The organism is Rhodococcus sp. GQ147, from assembly GCF_059759155.1.
The window spans coordinates 39,213-59,357 of record NZ_JCAXDU010000017.1 but is presented as its reverse complement, the minus strand read 5'-3'; the positions used below and the strand labels follow the sequence as shown (position 1 = coordinate 59,357).

Genomic DNA, 20,145 nt, shown 5'->3' with positions numbered 1-20,145 from the left:
GATCGAGAACACGGACTCCGGTGACACCTCCTCCATTCGACCGCACGCCCACAGTCGAACTCCGCGATGCCCGGCTGGCATTCGGCGATCGGGTCCTCTGGGACGGACTCGACCTCGTCGTCGAACCCGGCGAGTTCCTGGCGGTGCTCGGACCGAACGGTGCCGGCAAGACATCGCTGCTCAAGGTGCTGCTCGGCCAGCTCCCGCTCACCTCCGGAACCGCGACCATCGCCGGGCAGGCCGTCCGGACCGGGAACTCGCACGTCGGATACGTGCCGCAGCAGAAGTCTCTCGACGAGGGCGTCCCGCTGCGGGGACGCGATCTCGTGGGCCTCGGCATGGACGGACATCGCTGGGGCACCGGCCTGCGCACGCGCCGGCGGCGCCGCGTCGCGGTCGACGACGCGATCGCTCAGGTCGGCGCAGAGACCTATGCCGGAGCCCCGATCGGCACGCTCTCCGGTGGTGAGCAGCAGCGGCTGCGTATCGCGCAGGCGCTCGTGGGAGATCCGCGCGTACTCCTGTGCGACGAGCCGCTGCTCAGTCTCGATCTCGCCAACCAGCACCTGGTGTCGGCGCTCATCGACCGCCGCCGCCGCGACCACGACACCTCCGTCCTGTTCGTCACCCACGAGATCAATCCGATCCTGCCGCTGGTGGATCGCGTGCTGTACCTCGTCGACGGCCAGTTCCGCATCGGCACCCCCGCCGAGGTGATGACCTCGCAGGTGCTTTCCGAGCTCTACCGCACCGACGTCGAAGTGCTCGAGATGCGCGGCCGCCTGGTGGTCGTCGGCACCGGCGACGCCATCGACGCGCTCGGCAGCGCCGGCGGACTGCGCCCCGGGGAAGGCGTCCACCACGATCACGAGGATCACGAATGAGCAGCAAGTTCACCGACGCCCTCGGGCGGATGTTCGACGTGGAGACCACCGTCGAACTCCTGCAGTACGACTTCGTGCAGCAGGCGCTCATCGCCGGTGCGATCCTCGGTCTGCTCGCCGGCGTGATCGGCCCGCTGATCATCAGCCGTCAGATGGCGTTCTCCGTCCACGGCACCTCCGAACTGTCGCTCACCGGTGCCGCGGCGGCGCTCATCATCGGGGTCTCCGTCGGGATCGGTGCGGTCGCGGGTGCCGTGATCGCCGCGATCCTCTTCGGGGTCCTGGGGACACGTGCCCGCGAACGCGACTCCGTCATCGGCGTGGTGATGGCCTTCGGACTCGGTCTCGCCGTCCTGCTGCTGTGGGCCTACGACGGACGCACCGGTGCCGCCTTCTCGCTGCTCACCGGTCAGATCGTGGCGCCCGGCGGTACCGGCATCGCCCTGCTCGCCGCGTGCGCTGCCGTCGTGATCCTCACGCTGCTGGTGATCTACCGTCCGCTACTGTTCGCCAGCACCGACCCGGAGGTCGCGGCTGCACGCGGCGTCCCGGTGCGCGCATTGTCGATCGTGTTCGCGGTGCTCGTCGGTGTCACCGCCGCACTCGGTGTGCAGATCGTCGGCGCGCTGCTGGTGATGGCACTGCTCATCACCCCGGCCGCCGCGGCGGCCCGGGTGGTCAGCGGGCCGCTCGCCGCCACGGTGCTGTCTGTGGTCTTCGCGGAGATCTCGGCGGTCGGCGGCATCCTGCTCGCGCTGGCGCCGGGCGTGCCGGTCTCGGCGTTCATCACGACGATCGCGTTCGTCATCTACATGATCTGCCGCGTGATCGGCACCGCCCGCAACCGACGTGGTTCCGGGCGGGTCGCCGCAACTGCCTGATTCACGGCCCGTCGGGACGTGATCTTGACGCGCTCCTCGACGTCCGCCCAGTTTCCCGAGGTTGCTCCAGTAACGGGACGTCACAGACATCGGGGGTGGAGAGTGCAGCACGTCACGCGTCGTTCCTTCGCGTCGACAACCCCGACAAGCGGTTCCTGTGGCACCGGTCGAACCCCGAGGTGTTCGGTCGTCACCTCGCCTTCGAGCCCTACACCGGTCTGGTCGAGGCGTGCGTCGGCGAGAACATGACGGCCCTGTGCGCCGCCGGTGTCGGCGGCGGGTCGCTCGTCTACCAGGGCATGACGCTGCAACCCGACGAAGCGGTGTTCAACGCCCACTTCCCGAACGAACTCGACTGGGCGCGCATGGACCGCGTCCACTACCCGCGCGTCGCGCAGATGCTGCGCCTGGCCGTGGCGCCCGACGAACTCGTCGACAGCCCCAACTACGCGACCTCGCGCATCTTCGCCGACCGTGCGCGGAAGGCCGGCTTCCCGATCGACAAGATCCCGATGCCGATCGACTGGGACTACGCGCTCGCCGAACTCCGCGGCGAGATGGCCCCGGCCTACACCGACGGTTCGGGTGCGATGGGTGTCAACAACGGCGGCAAGCACTCCGTCGACGTCACCTACATCGCGGAGGCCGAGGCGACCGGTCTGGTCACCGTCGCGACGCAACACGAGGTCACCGACATCGAGCGTGCCAAGGACGGCCGGTGGACGGTGCACGTGAACCACATCGGCACCTCCGGTGCCGTCGTCGAGAACAAGATCCTCACCACCGACGCGCTGGTGCTGTCTGCGGGCACCATGAACACCACCCGGCTGCTGATGAAGGCCGCCGCGAAGGATCTCATCTCCGACCTGCCCGACGGCGTCGGACAGGGCTGGGGTTCGAACGCCGACCGCATCTACCTCTGGACGAACCTCGAAGAGGAGTTCGGCGCGGTGCAGGGCGGTCCCGTCGTCTACGGCAGCAAGAACTGGGACGACCCGAACTCCGCGTCCACCGTCATCCAGGCCTCCATTCCCGGCTTCTACGGGATCGACATGCGCAGCACCGTACTGGTGGGCTACGGCGTCAGTGAGGGTCGCGGGCACTTCGTCTACGACGCCGCTCGCGACGACGCCGTCCTGCGCTGGCCGCACGAAGGGGACGCGGTGCTGCAGACGGGTCACATCGACCCCACCGTGCGCCGCATCGCCGGCGAACGCAGCATCCTGACCGACACCAACTCGATCGTCCCGTCGACCTGGCACCCGCTCGGCGGCGCGAGCATGAGCACGGTGTGCGATCTCGAGGGCCGGGTGTTCGGCCAGCGCGGGCTGTACGTGCTCGACAGAGCCCTCATGCCGGGCAACACCGCCGCGTGCAACCCGTCGATGACGATCGCCGCCGTCGTCGAACGCGCCCTCGACGACATCGTCGTCCGCGACGTCGGAACGGTCTTCTGAGCGGGCATAGACTCGGGTCGTGACCCGCATCGACCTCAACAGCGACCTCGGCGAGAGCTACGGCCGGTGGCGTCTCGGCGACGACGAGACCATGCTCGACATCGTCACCAGCGCCAACGTGGCGTGCGGATTCCACGCCGGCGACCCGGCGACACTGCTGCACACGTGCCACGGCGCCGCGAAGCGCGCGGTAAGGATCGGTGCCCAGGTCGGCTACAACGACATCGGCGGTTTCGGCCGCCGCTTCATCGAGGTGCCGTCGGCGGATCTCACCGCCGAGATCATCTACCAGATCGGCGCGCTCGACGGTCTCGCCCGGGCGGCCGGTTCGTCGGCGAGCTACGTCAAACCCCACGGCGCGCTGTACAACGCGATCGTCCATCACCGCGAACAGGCCCGTGCGGTCGTGGATGCGGTACGCGCCTACGACGCCTCGCTGCCCGTCCTCGGACTGCCCGGCTCCGTCTTCCTCGAGGAGGCCGAACGGGCCGGACTGAAGGTGGTCGCCGAGGCGTTCGCCGACCGCGCCTACACCCCCGAGGGCACGCTCGTCTCCCGACGCGAACCCGTTGCGGTACTGCACGATCCGGAGGAGGTCGCCGAGCGGGTCCTGCGCATGGTCACCGAGGGGGTGGTCACCGCCATCGACGGCAGCGACATACGCGTGAACGCGCAGTCGGTGTGCATCCACGGCGACTCCCCCGACGCCACGGCGATGGCCGTCGCCGTGCGCCGCCGGCTCGACGCCGAGAAGATCGACATCCGGGCGTTCGTGTGAACGCCCGACATCGCGAGGTCCACCGATGAAAATCCTTCGTGCCGGAGACAGCGCCCTGCTCGCCGAATTCGATTCCCTCGACGAGGTTCTCGCCCACTTCCGGGCACTCGACCGCGAGCGGCCGCGTGGCGTCGTCGATCTCGTGCCGGCGGCGCGGACACTGCTGGTGTGCTTCGATCCGTCGGAGACCGGCGCGCAGGTCGTGCACAAGTGGGTCACCACCACCCCACCGGTGTCCGGGGACGACGTCGACATCGAGGAGGTGACGCTCGAAGTCCGGTACAACGGCGTCGATCTCGAAGAGGTCGGCGAGTTGACCGGCCTCGGCGCGGACGGCGTGATCGCCGCCCACACCGGCGGCCTCTGGACGGTCGCCTTCGGCGGGTTCGCGCCCGGCTTCGCGTATCTCACCGGCGGGGATTCTCGATTGCACGTGCCGCGTCGCAGTTCACCGCGCACCTCCGTCCCGTCCGGCGCCGTGGGACTGGCGGGTGAGTTCTCGGGCGTCTACCCGCGGAAGTCGCCCGGAGGATGGCAACTCATCGGAACCTCCGATGCCCCGCTGTGGCAACCGGACCGGACTCCTGCGGCGCTGCTGCGACCGGGATGTGCGGTGCGCTTCGTCGCGATCTGAACCGTCCCCGGATCCACTGCGCCGCTGCGCTCAGATACCGAGCACGGCCTTCGCGACGAGGAAATAGATCACCAGGCCGGTCGCGTCGACGAAGGTCGTGATGAACGGATTGGAGAAGACCGCGGGGTCGGCGCGGATCGATTTGGCCACCAACGGCATCGCACCACCGACGGTGGCGGCGAGGGTGCAGATGCTCACCAGCGTCAGCCCGATCACCGCGCCCACCGACGAGTCGTAGACCAGGGACGTCAGGACGAACGCGACCGAGCCCAGCAGGACACCGAGGGACAGACCCACCCGGAGCTCGCGGGCGATCACCCCGCCGATGTCGCGTGGCGTCACGTCGTCGAGCGCCAATGCGCGGGTGACCGTGGTGGCGGCCTGGTTTCCGGTGTTGCCCCCGGTGCCGATGATCAGCGGCACGAACAGCGCCAGGGTGACCACCTGATCGAGGGTCGACTCGAATACCTCGAGGACCTGGACCGTGAGGGTCGCGCCGAGTGCCAGGAAGAGCAACCACACCACCCGCGAGCGCACCAACTGCCCGACGGGTGTCGCGAGATAGGGCCGGCGCAGCGGCTCGGTACCGCCGATGCGCGCCTGGTCCTCGCTGTCGGCGGCTTCGAGGATCCGCAGGGCGTCGTCGACGGTCAGGATGCCCACCAACCTGGTCTCGCTGTCGACGACGATCAACGCCAGCAGTTTGAGTTCGGCGCAGCGGCGCGCGGACTCCTCGGCGTCGTCGGTCACGCGCGCCCAGTAGGGCTCGTTCATGATGTCGGCGAGCACCGTTCCCGGCGCCGCAGTCATCAGCTCGCGCAGACCGACCACCCCGACGAGCACACGACCGTCGTCCACCACCGGCAGCGTGTACACCGTCTCCGCGTCGTCGAGCCGACGACGCACGGCGTCCATCGCCTGCTCGACGGTCATGTCCTGCCGCAGCGACACGAAGGCCGGGCTCATCCGCCGGCCGATCGACCGCTGCGGATAGCCGAGGATCGTGGCGGTCACCTCGCGGTCGGCGGGCGGCAGGCCGCGCATGAGGGTCGACGCGACCGTCGCGGGCAGTTCGTCGAGCAGTTCCACCCGGTCGTCGGGTTCGAGGTCGGCGAAGATTGCGGCCACCTGATCGTCGCGCAACCCGCGGAGCAGTTCGCTCTGCATGCTCGGGTCGAGCTGTTCGAAGACGTCGATCGCCCGGTCCTTGGGCAGCAACCGGTAGAGCACTGCTCGATCCGTCCGACCGAGCCGTTCGAGCACGTCGACGACCTGTTCGACGCTCAGTTCCGCGACAGCGTCGTGCGCGGCCTGAAGGTCGTCGGCCTCGACGGCCTTCTCGATCAGTCGCGTCGTCGCCGCCCGGACGTCTGCTTCATCCATGATCGTCACCTCCTTCCTCATGATCTTCAACCTAACGCGATCGTTCGGCCGGAGTGCGGACGTGCGATCGAAGCCGGTGAGTGAGAATGAACATCGTGGCGTGGTTCGAGGTGCTCTCCGGCGGAATGCTCACGACGGTCCAGGATCGCGGACGTCCCGGTTACGGTTCCTCGGGCCTCACCCGGTCCGGTGCCGCCGACCGGCGCGCACACGACGCCGCGAACCGGCTCGTGGGGAACCAGCCGGACGCGGCGACACTCGAGGTGACCGGCGGTGGTCTCGCAGTCCGCAGCGTCGGCGAGACGATCGTGGCCGTGACCGGTGCCCGCGCCGACGTGACCGTGTGCGACCGGCCGGTCGGCGACTGGGCGCGCATCACCCTCCGCAACGACGACGTGCTGCGGATCGGCGTCCCGAACGAAGGCCTGCGGATTTACCTCGCGGTACGCGGCGGCATCGACGTGCGGGAGGTACTCGGCAGTAGATCCACCGACATCCTGTCGCACACCGGACCGGCACCCGTTCGCGCCGGCGACAGTCTGCTCGTCGGGGCGATGTCGGGTCACCTGCCCGACGAGGAGCAGTTCCCACCACCACCGCCGATGGACGACCCCGTAGAGATCCGGGTACGGTCCGGCCCGCGCGACGACTGGTTCACGCCCGGATCACTGCGGGCGCTGTTCCACGAGACGTGGACGGTGACACCGGAACTCGACCGGGTGGGTATCAGGTTCCACGGTCCCGGCCGACTGCACCGGGCACGGCACGAGGAGATGCCCAGCGAGGGCATGGTTCCCGGCTCGCTGCAGATACCGCCGGACGGGCATCCGGTGCTGTTCCTCGTCGACCATCCCGTCACGGGCGGCTATCCGGTGGCCGCGGTGGCGGTCGCCGCCGATCTGCCGGTCGCGGCGCAACTGCGTCCCGGACAGCGGGTGCGGTTCGTGCCGGTACGGTGATCGCTGCTGGGTGACCGTCAGGCGCGTGACGGCACGGAGGTGTCGTCCTCGTCGGTCGGGTCGGTAGCCGTCACCCGACGTACGAAGGTGATCGCCTCGTCGAGTGCGTGTGTCGCGGGCGGAGAGATGCCGGGCAGGCTGAGATAGCCGTGCACGGTGTCGGGATAATCGGTCTCCGCGACGTCGCCGCCCTTGGCCCGCAATGCTTCGGCGTATCGAACGGCGTTGTCGCGCAACGGGTCGTGCCCGGCGATCTGGACGAGGGCCGGTACGGCGGCACCGGCGAGCGCGCCGCGCAGGGGAGCCGCGGTCGGCGCATACGGATCGGCTCCGGCCAGATACAGGCGCACGAACGCCCGCATACCGCGGGAGGTGAGCACGGGAGCGTTCGCGAACTGCCGCTCCGACGGGAACTCCTCCTCCATCTCCGTCGCCGGATAGATCAGCACCTGACCGGCCGGCAGCGGACCACCCGAGCGGCCGGCCACGTCGGCGACGACCGCGGCGAGGTTGCCTCCGGCACTGTCACCGGCGACCACGACGCGGGACGGATCACCGTCGAGTTCCGCAGCGTGTGCGACGACCCACCGGAACGCCGCCCAGCAGTCCAGCACCGCTGCGGGATAGGGATGTTCGGGGGCGAGCCGGTAGTCCACCGACACCACGACGCTCGGGGTCCGCGCGGCGGTGTGGCTCGCCCACCACTCGTTCTGCTCCGGATTGCCGAGCACCCACCCGCCGCCGTGGAACAGCAGCACGACCGGCAGCGGACCGCTCGTTCGCGCCGAGGGCCGATAGATCCGCAGACGGGTCCGGACCGGGGAGTCCTCGGGGGCGAGATCGTCGATCACCTCGTGCTCGAGATCGACCCATCGGTCCTCGATCCGCACGCCGGGATGCGTCCGGCCCGAGATCAGCCGTCCGACCGGGGACGACAGGAGCTTCGTGCGCGCAGCACGACGTGCCGGGATCTCGTCGACGGACGCGTCGGCAATGGACTTGTCGGCGAAGCGTTCGAGGAAGGCGAACACCTTCGTACGGAACGGCAGGGATGCGACCACGAGGACAGACTAGGCCCTCGCGACCGCAGCTCGGGCAGACTCGATCAGACCCGACGCTGCCGCGCGATGTCCGCGAGCACCACGCCCGCCGCGACGGAGGCGTTGAGCGACTCGACGTCTCCGGCCATCGGGATGGAGAGAACGGCGTCGCAGGTCTCCCGCACCAGGCGCGAGAGTCCCTTGCCCTCCGACCCCACGACCACGACGACGGGATCGGTGCCGTCGAAATCGTCGAGGTTGGTGTCGCCACCGGCATCGAGACCGACGACGCGGACACCGCGGGACTGCCAGTCCTTGAGCGTGCGCGTGAGGTTGGTGGCACGCGCGACGGGCAGTCGCGCTGCGGCACCGGCGCTCGTGCGCCATGCCACGGCCGTCACCGACGCCGAACGGCGCTGCGGGATGACCACACCGTGGCCGCCGAAGGCCGCGACCGAACGGATCACCGCGCCGAGATTGCGCGGATCGGAGATGTTGTCGAGGGCCACGAGCAGCGGACGCTCGTGGTTCTCCGCGGCGCGGGCCAGCAGGTCGTCGGGGTGCGCGTAGCGGTACGGCGGAACCTGCAGGCCGATGCCCTGGTGCATCCCGTTCGACGACAGACGGTCGAGTTCGGAACGCGAGACCTCGAGGATCGAGATGCCCATCTCGGCCGAGCGCTGCACGGCTTCCTTGAGCCGCTCGTCGGCCTCGGCGCCGAGGGCGACGTACAGAGCGGTCGCGGGCACACCGGCACGTAGGCACTCGACGACCGGATTGCGGCCGAGCACCATCTCGGGCCCGTCCTCGGCCTTGCGACCGGCCGCGGGACGACGACCGCCACCGCGCGGGTCGGCGGCCTTGGCCGCGGCCCGGGCACGCCGTGCGGCGGGGTGGTAGGGCCGGTCCTCGGCCTTGGGGGTAGCGCCACGCGCTTCGAGCCCGCGTCGCCGCTGCCCGCCGGACCCGACGACCTGACCCTTCTTCGTGCCGCCCTTACGAATAGCGCCGCGACGCTGGGAATTGCCTGCCATCACTGTCCTGCTTTCAGAGACCACTCGGGTCCGTTGGGCGTATCGGTCACTTCGACCCCCGCGGCTGTGAGGCGGTCCCGCACCTCGTCGGCCACCGCCCAGTTCTTCTCGGCCCGGGCGGTCGTGCGGCGTTCGAGATCCGCGCCGACCAGCACGTCGAGTGCCGCGAGTGCGGCCGACCCTGAATCGTCGGTGGAGCACCAGTGCTCGTCGAGCGGGTCGACACCGAGGATGCCGAGCATGCTCCGGACCTGCGAGGCGATCTGCACGGCCGTGTCGAGATCGCCGTTGTCGAGCGCCTTGTTGCCCTTGCTGCGCTTGCGGTGTATTTCCGCGAGCGCCTTGGGCACACCGAGATCGTCGTCGAGTGCCTCGGCGAAGGCCTCGGTCCACTCGCCCACGGGCACCTCGCCCGCGCGGTCGCGGGTCTTGAGCACGAACGACTCGAGTCCCCGGTACGCTGCGGCCGCTTCGGCGAGCGCGTCGTCGGAGTATTCGAGCATCGAACGGTAGTGGGCGCTGCCCAGGTAGTAGCGCAGTTCCTGCGGCCGGACGCGGGCGAGCACGTTGGGGATCGACAGCACGTTACCGAGCGACTTCGACATCTTCTCGCCGCCCATCGTCACCCAGCCGTTGTGCAACCAGTAGCGGGCGAAGCCGTCGCCGGCGGCGCGGGACTGCGCCATCTCGTTCTCGTGGTGCGGGAAGACGAGGTCCATGCCTCCGCAGTGGATGTCGAAGGTGCCGCCGAGATAGAAGCCGGCCATCGCGGAGCACTCGAGATGCCAGCCGGGGCGACCACGTCCCCACGGGGTGGGCCAGGAGGGCTCACCGGGCTTCGCGGCCTTCCACAGCGTGAAGTCGCGGGGGTCGCGCTTGCCGAGTCCGGCGCTCTCACCCTGGTGGACGTCCTCGATGCGGTGTCCGGAGAGGGCACCGTATTCGGGGTAGCTCAGCACGTCGAAGTAGACGTCGCCGTCGGCCGCGTAGGCGTGCCCGGCGTCGATGAGGCGCTGGATGAGTTCGACCATCTGCGTGATGTGGCCGGTCGCGCGAGGTTCCACCGAGGGAGGAAGCACACCGAGCGCATCGTAGGCGCGGTTGAAGGCCCGCTCGTAGGTCGCGGCCCACTCCCACCACGGCCGACCTGCCTCTGCCGCCTTGCGGAGGATCTTATCCTCGATGTCTGTGACATTTCTCACAAACAAGACATCGAGACTCTTGGTAGCGAGCCACCGGCGGAGCACGTCGAACGCAACGCCGCTGCGTACGTGCCCGATATGGGGTTCGCCTTGGACGGTGGCCCCACACAGGTACACCGAGGCCTGGCCGGGGACCAGCGGTTCGAAATCCCGCACGGCCCGCGATTCGGTGTCGTATAAGCGCAAGGTCACGACCGTCTATCCTACCGCTCGTCCTGCTGGGCCAGGACCAGTGCGGTCGCAACCGCCGCTACACCTTCTCCCCGGCCGGTGAGCCCGAGTCCGTCCGTGGTGGTCGCCGACACGGAGACCGGACCGCCGAGCGCCTCGGACAGCACCGCCTGTGCCTCCTCGCGCCGCGGCCCGATCTTCGGGCGGTTCCCGATCACCTGGACGGCGGCATTGCCCACCACCCAGCCGGCGTCGTCGAGCAGGCGACGTACCTCGCCGAGCATCGCGACACCGGAGGCGCCGGCCATCTCCGGTCGGCCCGTGCCGAAGACCGATCCGAGGTCGCCGAGACCGGCGGCCGAGAGCACCGCATCGCACAGCGCGTGCGCAGCGACGTCCCCGTCGGAGTGACCCGCGCACCCGTCGGCGCCCTCGAACAGCAGACCGGCCATCCAGCACGGCCGTCCGGCCTCCACGGGATGCACGTCCGTTCCGATGCCGACACGCACGATGCTCACATCTCCTTCTCGGTGCGGACGCCGGACGCGAGCACGGTCCGTGCCAGCACCAGGTCCAGTGGGGTGGTGATCTTGAAAGCGAGAGGGTCTCCCACGACGGTGGTGATCCGCTCCCCCAACCGCTCGACGAGTCCCGCGTCGTCGGTCGCGTCGGCGGCGTCGCGGTTGGCCCGCTCGAGCAATTCGACGTCGAATCCCTGCGGCGTCTGCACCGCGCGGAGGGTCGACCGGTCGGGAGTCCCGGTGACGACTCCGTCCTTGTCGACACTCTTGATGGTGTCGACGACGGGCAGGACGGGGATCACCGCGTCGCTGCCGGCCCGCAACGCGTCGACGACCCGGACGAACAGCTCGGCCGGGCTGAGCGCACGCGCGGCGTCGTGGACGAGCACGAACCGCGCGCCCGATGCCGCCGCAAGACCGGCGCGCACCGAGTCGGCGCGTTCGGCGCCACCCGCGACGACGGTGACCCGGTCGGCGAACGACTCGCCGACGAGCCGGTCCGCGGGCGTCGCAGCCAGTTCGGGCGGCGCGACGATCACCACTCGATCGATGACCGCTGAAGCGAGCATCGCCTCGACCGAGCGGTCGAGCATCGTGCGGCCGTCCAGTTCCACGAACGCCTTGGGCAGTGGTTCTCCCAGGCGAACACCGCGGCCGGCCGCCGGAAGGATTCCGACGACCGGCCCGTTGCGATCGCTCATGTGCAGTTTGCCGATGTCTCGCGCGTCAGGAAGCGGCGGCGAGAACCTCGTCGAGCATGGTCTCCGCCTTGACGTCGTCGGTGCCCTCGGCGAGCGCGAGCTCACCGACGAGGATCTGACGTGCCTTGGCGAGCATCCGCTTCTCACCTGCGGACAGGCCGCGGTCCTGCTCCCGGCGCCACAGGTCGCGCACAACTTCTGCGACCTTGTTGACATCGCCGGAGGCCAGCTTCTCGAGGTTGGCCTTGTACCGCCGTGACCAGTTGGTGGGTTCTTCCGTGTGGGGTGCGCGCAGCACCTGGAAAACCTTGTCGAGGCCTTCCTGCCCGACGACGTCGCGCACTCCGACGTACTCCGCGTTCTCTGCAGGTACCCGGACCGTCAGGTCGCCCTGCGCGACTTTCAGAACCAGATATTCCTTCTGCTCACCCTTGATGGTGCGTGTTTCGATTGCTTCGATCAGCGCCGCACCGTGGTGGGGGTATACGACGGTGTCTCCGACCTTGAAAATCATGTGTCCCGTGCCCCTTTCGATTCTCCCAGTTTAACACGTGACCACATCACCCTCCCGTCAACGATGCAGGTCAGGGGCACCGAGCACTGAGCGTAGGGCTTGACAGGCAGTTGCTTCCGTGTATCGGGTGACCTCCGACACACCCGCCCGTGGGCGCCTGTCGATCTCGTCTTCCGCGCGCGAATCCACACGAGATCCGGCCCCGACGTACACAGCGCACACGGGAACTACTACTCTGCCTAGTGGATTGCGAGCCTTACTCGAGTGGAGGAACCCGTGACTGCTCTCAAAGCGCCGACTCGCCGAGTCGTGACCGCTCTCGCCCTTGCCGCGGGAGCGGCGCTCACGATGTCCGCGTGCAGCGCCGGTCAGATCACCCAGACCTCGACCCAGGTCGCGGCCATCAACGGTTCCAACGTGGACGCCGGCAGCCTCGCGCTGCGCAACGTGCACGTGATCTACCCGAACTCCGAGGAGTACAGCATCGAGCCCGGCGGCACCGCCCAGCTCGGCTTCACGATCGTCAACCTCGACCCGTACGTGGGCGACAACCTCACCGGTATCTCCACCGATTTCGCGGCTTCGGTCACGGGCACTCCCATCGAGGTCCCTCCGCAGTCCTCCGTGGTCGCCGGCGTCTCCGAGGAGAACGCCGCCCTCGTCGAGGAGGTCGACGAGTCGCCGCGTCCGAACAGCACCGAGGAGACCCCCTCCCCGGCCCCGGCAGGCGTCGTCAACAACGTCGAGCTCGTGAACCTCTCCGAGGGTGTCCGCCCGGGCCTGACCATCCCCGTGACCTTCACCTTCGCCGAGGCCGGCGACGTGACCCTGTCCGTGCCGATCGACGCCGGCCCGGAGCTCCCCCGCGACGAGTCGGAGCTCTCGCCGATCGTGGGCGAAGCACACTAGGACTTCCTGCTGGAGGGCCCGGTCGAGCACAGCTCGGCCGGGCCCTCCTCGCATCCGCTCCGGTGTCGGTGCGACCGACTATCCTCCGGCCGTGGCAAAGACCAAGACCCTCTACCGCTGTTCCGACTGCTCGCACACCGTCGCGAAGTGGGTCGGGCGCTGTCCCGAATGCGGAACGTGGGGGTCGATGGACGAAGCACCCGTCCAACCGGTCGCGGTCGCCTCGCGGTCGGGTACCTCGCTCGCCCGCGCCGGTGCCGCCGCCGTGCTGCCGAGCACCCCGGCCACCCCGCTGTCGCAGATCGACGGCAAGGCCACCCACGCGAAGCCCACGGGCATCCCCGAGCTCGACCGCGTCCTCGGCGGCGGTGTCGTACCCGGTTCGGTCGTCCTGCTCGCCGGCGAACCCGGTGTCGGCAAGTCCACGCTGCTCCTCGAGGTGGTGCACCGCTGGGCGTTGCGCGGCGAAGCCGATCGCGCGCTCTACGTCACCGGCGAGGAGTCGGCCGGTCAGGTGCGCCTGCGCGCCGACCGCACCGGCGCCGTGCACGACCGGGTCTATCTTGCCGCCGAGAACGACCTCGCGACGATCTTCGGGCACGTGGAGCAGGTCAAACCCACGCTGCTGGTCGTCGACTCCGTCCAGACGATGCTCGCCGCCGACGTCGACGGCGTGACCGGCGGTGTCACGCAGGTCCGCGCAGTCACCAGCGCCCTGACCTCCCTCGCGAAGTCCAGCGGCATCCCGGTGCTGCTCATCGGCCACGTCACCAAGGACGGCGCGGTCGCCGGTCCGCGTTCCCTCGAGCACCTCGTCGACGTGGTGCTGCACTTCGAAGGCGACAAGCACTCCACGCTGCGCATGGTGCGCGGGGTGAAGAACCGGTTCGGAGCCGCCGACGAGGTGGGCTGCTTCGAACTTGCCGAGGACGGGATCGTCGGCGTCAGCGACCCGTCGGGATTGTTCCTGCAGCACCGCGACGAGGCCGTGCCCGGCACTGCCGTCACGGTCACGATGGACGGCAAACGCCCGCTCCTCGGTGAGGTCCAGGCGCTCGTGGTGCCCACGCACAATCCTTCACCGCGACGCGCCGTGAGCGGTCTCGACTCGGCGCGGGTGGCGATGGTGCTCGCGGTACTCGAGCGTCGCTGCGGGCTCGGCCGGCTCGGTAACTGCGACGTCTACGCCTCCACCGTCGGCGGTATGCGGATCACCGATCCGTCCGCCGACCTCGCGCTCGCACTCGCCGTCGCCTCAGCCGTACGCGACCAGCCCGTCCCGGCCGGCACCGTGCTGCTCGGCGAGGTCGGTCTCGCCGGGGAGGTCCGTCGTGTCGTCGGTGCGGGTCGCCGACTCGCGGAGGCGAACCGGCTCGGCTTCGACCGCGGGGTGGTTCCGCGCGATGTCGAGGGTGTCCCGAAGGGCATGAAGAAGTTCGAGGTGTCCAACGTGGCGCAGGCACTGTCGACCCTCACACGCTGACCTGCGGACATGTCGGCAGCGCCGATCTGCCGAGGTGTCGGCGGCCGGTGCGAACATGTGTTCGTGTCCGATGCGACGGTGCTGCATGCCGATCTCGACGCGTTCTACGCGTCGGTGGAGCAGCGCGACGATCCGTGGCTGCGCGCCAAACCGATCGTCGTGGGCGGGGGCGTCGTACTCGCGGCGAGCTATGAGGCCAAGGCTCACGGCATCGTCACCGCGATGTCGGGCCGAGCCGCCCGCGCCCTGTGCCCGGGACTGATCTCGGTGCCTCCCCGCATGGAGGCCTATGCGCAGGCCTCGCGCGACGTCTTCGCGATCTTCGATCGCACCACACCGATCGTGGAGGGGATCTCCATCGACGAGGCGTTCCTCGACGTCTCCGGTCTCGGGCGCATCGCCGGCAGACCCGTCGACATCGCCGCACGCCTGCGCCGCACGGTCGCCGAGGAGGTGGGGCTGCCGATCACCGTCGGTGTCGCGCGCACCAAGTTCCTCGCCAAGGTCGCGAGCGGGGTGGCCAAGCCCGACGGACTGCTCCTCGTCCCTCCGCACGCCGAACTCGAGTTCCTCCATCCGTTGCCGGTGGAGCGGTTGTGGGGCGTCGGCAAGGTGACGGCGGCGAAGTTGCACGCGCACGGTCTGCGGACCGTGGCCGATGTCGCCGCCCACTCCGAGTCCGATCTCGTCTCGCTGCTCGGACGCACGGCGGGACGCCACCTGCACGCGCTCGCGATCGGTCACGATCCGCGTCCGGTCCGGCATCGGCGGCGCAGTTCGATGGGCGCGCAGCACGCGCTCGGCCGCGGACCCCACAGCCTCGAGTCGGTCGGCGAGACGCTGCAACTGCTCGTCGACCGCGTGGGCCGGCGGATGCGCCGGGCCGGACGCCTCGGCCGCACGGTGGTCCTGCGGATGCGCTTCGCCGACTACACCCGCGCGACACGCTCTCACACGCTGCCCGGGGCCACCGCACGCACCGATCTGCTGTCGGCGGCGGCGCACGACCTGCTCGAGCAGACCCGACCGCTCATCGCCGAGCGCGGTCTCACGCTCATCGGGATCGCGGTGACGAATCTCGTCGGTGAAGGCGTCGAGCAACTCGAGCTGCCGTTCGACGAGCCGGTCGAGGCCGCCGGGGACAGTACTGGAGACACGCGAACGCAGCACCGCGCCGTCGACCGGCATGCCCTCGATGCCGTCCTGGACGATCTGCACTCCCGCTACGGCGCGGGCGCGGTCACTTCCGCGGCGTTGCTCGGACGCGACCACCGGCCGGGTGTTCCGCTGCTCCCCGACGGACCGGAGACCTGAACGCGAAAACCCGGAGGGCGGAGATGTCAGACGGCGGAGATGTCGTGTTCACTCTGCGGGATGCCGTCGGCGTAGTCGCGGCCCTTCGCGAAGTGCTCGTGCCCGACGACGACGAACAACCCGACCGACGACGCCACCACGACGTCCGGATCGGCCGGCGGACCGGCGACGATGCGCGCCTCCGCACTGGTGTAGACCTTGCGCCGCACCAAGCCGTCGACGCGGGCGCGGAACTCGAGCACCGAGCCCAGGGGGATGGGACGGGCGAAGTCCGTCTCGAAGTGCCCGGTGACGACGGCGGTCCGCAGGGCGGCGTTGCACGCCATTCCCTGGACCTCGTCGAAGGCCGTCATGAGGATGCCGCCGTGGATGAATCCCGGTCCGCCCTGGTAGCGCGTGGCGACGTCGAGACGGCCGAGCACCTCGAGGCCTTCGCCGATCGTGAACTCCATCGCGAGGCCGGAGGGCTGGTCGTCACCACACCCGAAGCACTTGTTCCAATGCTGCGGTACCGGCGCACCCGGGCCGGGATGATCTTCCGGCAGATCGGGAACGACGAGGTCGTCGGGCAAAGTCCAGGTGCTGCGCATAAGCAAGTAATGTAGTTGCGCGGTCGGGGCGCCGATCCACGAGTCCGCGCATTGTGACGACGACCGCAGACCGCACAGGGGAAGGAAGTCCAGATGACCGAGTCGGCGCCGGCATCGACGCTGAGCGACACCATCGCTCGTCTGGCGCCCGGCACCGCGCTACGCGACGGTCTCGAACGCATCCTCCGCGGCCGCACGGGCGGCCTGATCGTCCTCGGTTTCGACGACAAGGTCGCCGAGCTGTGCGACGGCGGTTTCGAACTCGACGTCGAGTTCGCCCCCACCCGACTTCGGGAGCTGTCGAAGATGGACGGCGCCGTGGTCGTGTCCACCGACGGTTCGCGCATCGTGCGTGCCAACGTGCAACTCGTGCCCGATCCGAGCATCCCCACCGTGGAGTCCGGCACCCGGCACCGCGCCGCGGAACGCACCGCAATCCAGACCGGATATCCGGTGGTTTCGGTCAGCCAGTCGATGAGCATCGTCAGCGTGTACGTCGACGGTCGCCGCCACGTCATCAACGACTCCGCGACCATCCTGTCCCGGGCCAACCAGGCCGTCGCGACACTCGAGCGCTACAAGGCCCGCCTCGACGAGGTGACCCGGCAGTTGTCCGTGGTCGAGATCGAGGACATCGTCACGCTGCGCGACGCGCTCACCGTGGCGCAGCGGCTCGAGATGATGCACCGCCTGTCCGTGGAGATCGAGCAGGACGTGCTCGAACTCGGGACCGACGGTCGCCAGCTGGCCCTCCAGCTCGAAGAACTCGTCGGCGACAACCAGCTCGCCCGGCAGCTCATCGTGCGGGACTATCTTGCGGGCGAGCACGTCCCCACCCAGCAGGAGGTCGAGCAGGCGCTCGAGCGTCTCGCACACCTGACCGACGTCGACCTGCTCGACCTGACGAGCCTCGCCCGCGCCTTCGGCTATTCGGGCACCATCGAGGCCCTCGACACCTCGATGAGTCCCCGCGGTTATCGCGTGCTCCATCGGGTGCCGCGCCTGCAGGCCCGGCAGATCAACCGGCTCGTAGGTGCGTTCGGCACACTGCAGGGCCTGCTCGCGGCCACCGCTGCCGATCTGCAGGCGGTCGACGGGGTCGGCGCCCTGTGGGCCCGGTACATCCGCGAGGGACTGTCGCGGCTCGCCGAAGCCGCGATCAACCACTACGACTGAACAACTACCGGACGAGCAGCAGGTCAGGGCGTGATATTGAACGGCTCGGGCGCGCTGCGCAGGCCGCCGAGCTGCCCGACCACGGTGTACGCGCCGGGACCGACCGGTTCGCGCGGCGCCTGGCAGCCGGGCTCGGAGGTCGTCGCCGACCACTTGACGGAATAGGCGGCCTGGTCGCCCGGAGCGAGCGACCGGATGTCGGCGGTCGATTCGGGGAAGCAGTCGGTGTTCGCCCAGAGTCGCTCGTTGCCGTCGAGGCTGTAGACGAGCACCTGCTGAAGGCCCGCACCGAGGTCGCGTTCGCACTGCGACGTGCCGATGTTGGTGATGACGATCGTGAAATCGGGTTCGGAACCGACCCTGTAGTTCGGCTCGTCCGCCGTCACCCGCACGGCGAGCGACTGATCGGAGCACTGCCCCGGCGGAACCGGAGCAGCGGAGGTTGTGGCGGACGTGGACGTGTTGTCCTCGTTGTCCGCGTCCTCCGAGGCCGAATCCCCTGCACTACGCGTCCCGGACGAACCCGAGGATCCACCGCTCCGGGTGGTGCTCGCGGACGCCGCGTCGGCGGACGCATCGGCCGCCGTCGTGGTGGCGGAGGTCGTCACCTCCGCTGCTGCGGGTTCGGGATTCTGATCGGGGTCGTCGCCGCCGGTCAGCGCCACTACGAGCCAGATGACCAGTGCCAGCACGACCGCCGAGACTCCGATCGCGAGAATGCGTCGTCGCCAGTAGATCTCGGGGGGCAGAGGACCGGTCGGTTCAAGCACGCCCCCCACGGTATGTGCCACAGGCTGCGCACGGCTACACCGCCGTCGGCGTGTCGCTGTGACCTGCAGTCACATCGTTGTGACCGCAGGTGCACCCGTCTTCAGTTGTCGGAGACCTCGCCGATGTCTCCGAAGTGGCCCCGCAGACTCACCTTGCCGTCCTCGAGCTTGTAGGTGACGCCCACGATGGCGCAGCGGCCGTCGGCGATGCGGTCGGCGATGATCCGCGAACGATCCGTGAGCAGCTTGCCCGTCTCGACGACGTGGCGCCCCTCGAGTTCGTCGACGGTGGACAGACCCTCGGCCCTGCCCATGAGGATCGAGGGAGCGACACGCTCGACGAGGCTGCGGATGTGGCCGCCCGGCACCGTGCCCTTGTCGAGGGCATCGATGGTCGCCGCCACGGCACCACAGCTGTCGTGACCGAGGATGACGATGAGCGGAACGTTGAGGATGTCGACTGCGTACTCGATGGAACCGAGGACGGAACTGTCGATGACGTGACCCGCGGTGCGGACCACGAACATGTCGCCGAGCCCCTGGTCGAAGATGATCTCTGCGGCGACGCGGGAGTCTCCGCAGCCGAACAGCACGGCGGTGGGGTGCTGGCCGTTGACGAGTTCGGCGCGACGATCGATTCCCTGGCTCGGGTGCAGCGGCGTGTCGCTGACGAAACGATGATTACCCTCGGTCAGGGCTTTCCAGGCGGAGATGGGATTGGAGTTCGGCATGCGTACATTATTCACCTGCGCACATGTCCGATTTCGTTCGACATCTCCTCAGCGGATCCCCACACCCGACCCCGTGACCGGAGGAGACCCGAGATGTCCGTGGACGCACCGTCGTTGCTGCGCTGGTATGCCGCGCAGGCGCGCGACCTGCCGTGGCGCCGTGACGGGGTAACGGGCTGGCAGATCCTCATGTCCGAGGTCATGCTGCAGCAGACGCCGGTCGCCCGGGTCGCTCCGATCTGGGAGGAGTGGGTGCGGCGCTGGCCCGTGCCGTCCGCGATGGCCGCCTCGAGCCAGGCCGAGGTGCTGCGGGCGTGGGGCAAGCTCGGCTATCCGCGCCGCGCGCTGCGCCTGCACGAGTGCGCCGGCGTACTCGCCGCTGAGCACGACGACCGGGTTCCCGAGGACGTCGACGTCCTGCTGACCCTGCCCGGCGTCGGCGCCTACACCGCCCGCGCCGTGGCGTGCTTCGCATACGGACAGCGTGTGCCGGTGGTGGACACGAACGTGCGTCGTGTCGTCGCCCGCGCCGTCCACGGTCGGGCGGAGCCAGGAAACCCTTCGACCACAAGGGATCTCGCCGACGTCGAGGCTATCCTTCCGCGTCAGCGTTCACGTGCGGCGACCTTCTCCGCGGCGCTGATGGAACTCGGTGCGACCGTGTGCACCGCTCGCACGCCCGACTGCGGACGCTGCCCGCTGCCCGAGTGCGCATGGGTACAGGCCGGGCGGCCCGCCCACGACGGACCACCCCGGAAGGTGCAGAAGTTCGCCGGTACCGACCGGCAGGTGCGCGGCCGGTTGATGGCGGTGCTGCGCGAGAGCAGCGTCCCGGTGGAGCGTCCCGTCCTCGACAGCGTGTGGACCACGGATCCGGGCCAGCGCGACCGCGCCCTGCATTCACTGCTCGTGGACGGTCTCGTCGAGCAGACCGACGACGGCCGTTTCGCGCTCGCCGGCGAGGGATCGACCTCCTAGATCCGGCTTACCGACAGTGCTACTCGAGTCGGCTC

Annotated in this window: 20 protein-coding genes and 1 pseudogene; 11 read left to right on the top strand and 10 right to left on the bottom strand. The window is 69.3% G+C overall.

All coding sequences use genetic code 11. From position 1 onward, the window contains the following. The first annotated feature begins 20 nt into the window (after positions 1–20). From AC6CID_RS18900 to AC6CID_RS18880, 5 genes and pseudogenes are all read left to right on the top strand, one after another. On the top strand, positions 21–884 hold the full coding sequence (locus tag AC6CID_RS18900) for a metal ABC transporter ATP-binding protein (RefSeq protein WP_498354314.1): 864 nt from the start codon (positions 21–23) through the stop codon (positions 882–884). Continuing rightward, positions 881–1,765: a metal ABC transporter permease gene (locus tag AC6CID_RS18895; protein ID WP_498354313.1), complete on the top strand. Its 885-nt coding sequence runs from the start codon at positions 881–883 to the stop codon at positions 1,763–1,765. The genes AC6CID_RS18900 and AC6CID_RS18895 overlap by 4 nt, the downstream gene beginning before the upstream one ends. A 137-nt stretch (positions 1,766–1,902) precedes the next feature. After that, positions 1,903–3,222 (top strand): annotated as a pseudogene (locus AC6CID_RS18890) (GMC oxidoreductase); the annotation flags it as partial. Positions 3,223–3,241: 19 nt separating this feature from the next. Then, positions 3,242–4,000, top strand: a complete 759-nt coding sequence (locus AC6CID_RS18885) for a LamB/YcsF family protein (protein WP_498354312.1) — start codon at positions 3,242–3,244, stop codon at positions 3,998–4,000. 25 nt (positions 4,001–4,025) lie between these two features. Further along, positions 4,026–4,634 carry a 5-oxoprolinase subunit B family protein gene (locus AC6CID_RS18880; RefSeq protein ID WP_064061070.1) on the top strand — a complete coding sequence of 203 codons (609 nt, stop codon included), beginning with the start codon at positions 4,026–4,028 and terminating at the stop codon, positions 4,632–4,634. Between the two features lie 30 nt (positions 4,635–4,664). Here the strand turns inward: AC6CID_RS18880 and mgtE are convergent, their stop codons facing one another. Next, on the bottom strand, positions 4,665–6,017 hold the full coding sequence (gene mgtE, locus AC6CID_RS18875; protein ID WP_024102862.1) for a magnesium transporter: 1,353 nt from the start codon (positions 6,015–6,017) through the stop codon (positions 4,665–4,667). Positions 6,018–6,103: 86 nt separating this feature from the next. Between mgtE and AC6CID_RS18870 the strand changes: the two genes are divergently transcribed. Beyond that, positions 6,104–6,976, top strand: a complete 873-nt coding sequence (locus tag AC6CID_RS18870; RefSeq protein ID WP_064061071.1) for a 5-oxoprolinase subunit C family protein — start codon at positions 6,104–6,106, stop codon at positions 6,974–6,976. Positions 6,977–6,993: 17 nt separating this feature from the next. Here AC6CID_RS18870 and AC6CID_RS18865 read toward each other — a convergent pair whose 3' ends face one another. Genes AC6CID_RS18865 through carD form a run of 6 tightly spaced genes read right to left on the bottom strand, consistent with a single transcriptional unit; the run spans position 6,994 to position 12,159 of the window. Continuing rightward, positions 6,994–8,037, bottom strand: coding sequence for an alpha/beta hydrolase (locus AC6CID_RS18865; protein ID WP_498354311.1), 1,044 nt, complete (start codon positions 8,035–8,037; stop codon positions 6,994–6,996). A gap of 44 nt (positions 8,038–8,081) precedes the next feature. Then, positions 8,082–9,050 (bottom strand): 23S rRNA (guanosine(2251)-2'-O)-methyltransferase RlmB, encoded by a 969-nt coding sequence (gene rlmB, locus AC6CID_RS18860; protein ID WP_006550482.1) that lies wholly within the window; start codon positions 9,048–9,050, stop codon positions 8,082–8,084. Next, positions 9,050–10,444, bottom strand: coding sequence for a cysteine--tRNA ligase (gene cysS / locus AC6CID_RS18855; RefSeq protein WP_498354310.1), 1,395 nt, complete (start codon positions 10,442–10,444; stop codon positions 9,050–9,052). Before cysS ends, rlmB begins: the two co-directional genes overlap by 1 nt. An 11-nt stretch (positions 10,445–10,455) precedes the next feature. Continuing rightward, positions 10,456–10,932 (bottom strand): 2-C-methyl-D-erythritol 2,4-cyclodiphosphate synthase, encoded by a 477-nt coding sequence (gene ispF / locus AC6CID_RS18850; protein ID WP_037217226.1) that lies wholly within the window; start codon positions 10,930–10,932, stop codon positions 10,456–10,458. Between the two features lie 5 nt (positions 10,933–10,937). Continuing rightward, a complete protein-coding gene (gene ispD / locus AC6CID_RS18845) occupies positions 10,938–11,645 on the bottom strand; it encodes a 2-C-methyl-D-erythritol 4-phosphate cytidylyltransferase (RefSeq protein WP_498354309.1) in 708 nt (235 codons plus the stop codon). Between the two features lie 25 nt (positions 11,646–11,670). Then, entirely contained in the window at positions 11,671–12,159 is a 489-nt protein-coding gene (gene carD, locus AC6CID_RS18840; protein ID WP_006550486.1) for an RNA polymerase-binding transcription factor CarD, read from the bottom strand. Positions 12,160–12,435: 276 nt separating this feature from the next. Between carD and AC6CID_RS18835 the strand changes: the two genes are divergently transcribed. The 3 genes from AC6CID_RS18835 to dinB all read left to right on the top strand — a co-directional run bounded on the left by AC6CID_RS18835 (position 12,436) and on the right by dinB (position 15,865). Further along, entirely contained in the window at positions 12,436–13,068 is a 633-nt protein-coding gene (locus AC6CID_RS18835) for a copper chaperone PCu(A)C domain-containing protein (RefSeq protein ID WP_064061089.1), read from the top strand. 91 nt (positions 13,069–13,159) lie between these two features. Further along, entirely contained in the window at positions 13,160–14,551 is a 1,392-nt protein-coding gene (gene radA, locus AC6CID_RS18830) for a DNA repair protein RadA (protein WP_006550487.1), read from the top strand. Between the two features lie 57 nt (positions 14,552–14,608). After that, the gene (gene dinB / locus AC6CID_RS18825) at positions 14,609–15,865 is read left to right on the top strand and encodes a DNA polymerase IV (RefSeq protein WP_006550488.1); all 1,257 of its coding nucleotides are present in this window, start codon (positions 14,609–14,611) and stop codon (positions 15,863–15,865) included. 26 nt (positions 15,866–15,891) lie between these two features. Here dinB and AC6CID_RS18820 read toward each other — a convergent pair whose 3' ends face one another. Beyond that, positions 15,892–16,455, bottom strand: a complete 564-nt coding sequence (locus tag AC6CID_RS18820) for a PaaI family thioesterase (RefSeq protein ID WP_006550489.1) — start codon at positions 16,453–16,455, stop codon at positions 15,892–15,894. Between the two features lie 93 nt (positions 16,456–16,548). Here AC6CID_RS18820 and disA point away from each other — a divergent pair, with 93 nt between their 5' ends. After that, entirely contained in the window at positions 16,549–17,631 is a 1,083-nt protein-coding gene (gene disA / locus AC6CID_RS18815; RefSeq protein WP_006550490.1) for a DNA integrity scanning diadenylate cyclase DisA, read from the top strand. A gap of 23 nt (positions 17,632–17,654) precedes the next feature. On the opposite strand, the gene AC6CID_RS18810 is transcribed toward disA, so the two are convergent. Together AC6CID_RS18810 and AC6CID_RS18805 are read right to left on the bottom strand one after the other, a co-directional pair. Continuing rightward, complete coding sequence (locus AC6CID_RS18810; RefSeq protein WP_498354308.1) at positions 17,655–18,401, bottom strand: hypothetical protein; 747 nt, start codon at positions 18,399–18,401, stop codon at positions 17,655–17,657. Positions 18,402–18,502: 101 nt separating this feature from the next. Next, positions 18,503–19,132 carry a carbonic anhydrase gene (locus tag AC6CID_RS18805; RefSeq protein WP_019290184.1) on the bottom strand — a complete coding sequence of 210 codons (630 nt, stop codon included), beginning with the start codon at positions 19,130–19,132 and terminating at the stop codon, positions 18,503–18,505. A gap of 93 nt (positions 19,133–19,225) precedes the next feature. Here AC6CID_RS18805 and AC6CID_RS18800 point away from each other — a divergent pair, with 93 nt between their 5' ends. Next, positions 19,226–20,110, top strand: a complete 885-nt coding sequence (locus AC6CID_RS18800; RefSeq protein WP_019290185.1) for an iron-sulfur binding domain-containing protein — start codon at positions 19,226–19,228, stop codon at positions 20,108–20,110. The last annotated feature ends 35 nt before the right edge of the window (positions 20,111–20,145 follow it).

Coding starts and splice junctions, on each gene's coding strand:
- disA (WP_006550490.1), top strand. CDS start 16,549: ATGACCGAGTCGGCGCCGGCATCGACGCTGAGCGACACCATCGCTCGT.
- AC6CID_RS18880 (WP_064061070.1), top strand. CDS start 4,026: ATGAAAATCCTTCGTGCCGGAGACAGCGCCCTGCTCGCCGAATTCGAT.
- AC6CID_RS18870 (WP_064061071.1), top strand. CDS start 6,104: ATGAACATCGTGGCGTGGTTCGAGGTGCTCTCCGGCGGAATGCTCACG.
- rlmB (WP_006550482.1), bottom strand. CDS start 9,050: ATGGCAGGCAATTCCCAGCGTCGCGGCGCTATTCGTAAGGGCGGCACG.
- AC6CID_RS18895 (WP_498354313.1), top strand. CDS start 881: ATGAGCAGCAAGTTCACCGACGCCCTCGGGCGGATGTTCGACGTGGAG.
- AC6CID_RS18820 (WP_006550489.1), bottom strand. CDS start 16,455: ATGCGCAGCACCTGGACTTTGCCCGACGACCTCGTCGTTCCCGATCTG.
- carD (WP_006550486.1), bottom strand. CDS start 12,159: ATGATTTTCAAGGTCGGAGACACCGTCGTATACCCCCACCACGGTGCG.
- AC6CID_RS18800 (WP_019290185.1), top strand. CDS start 19,226: ATGTCCGTGGACGCACCGTCGTTGCTGCGCTGGTATGCCGCGCAGGCG.
- AC6CID_RS18805 (WP_019290184.1), bottom strand. CDS start 19,132: ATGCCGAACTCCAATCCCATCTCCGCCTGGAAAGCCCTGACCGAGGGT.
- mgtE (WP_024102862.1), bottom strand. CDS start 6,017: ATGGATGAAGCAGACGTCCGGGCGGCGACGACGCGACTGATCGAGAAG.
- ispD (WP_498354309.1), bottom strand. CDS start 11,645: ATGAGCGATCGCAACGGGCCGGTCGTCGGAATCCTTCCGGCGGCCGGC.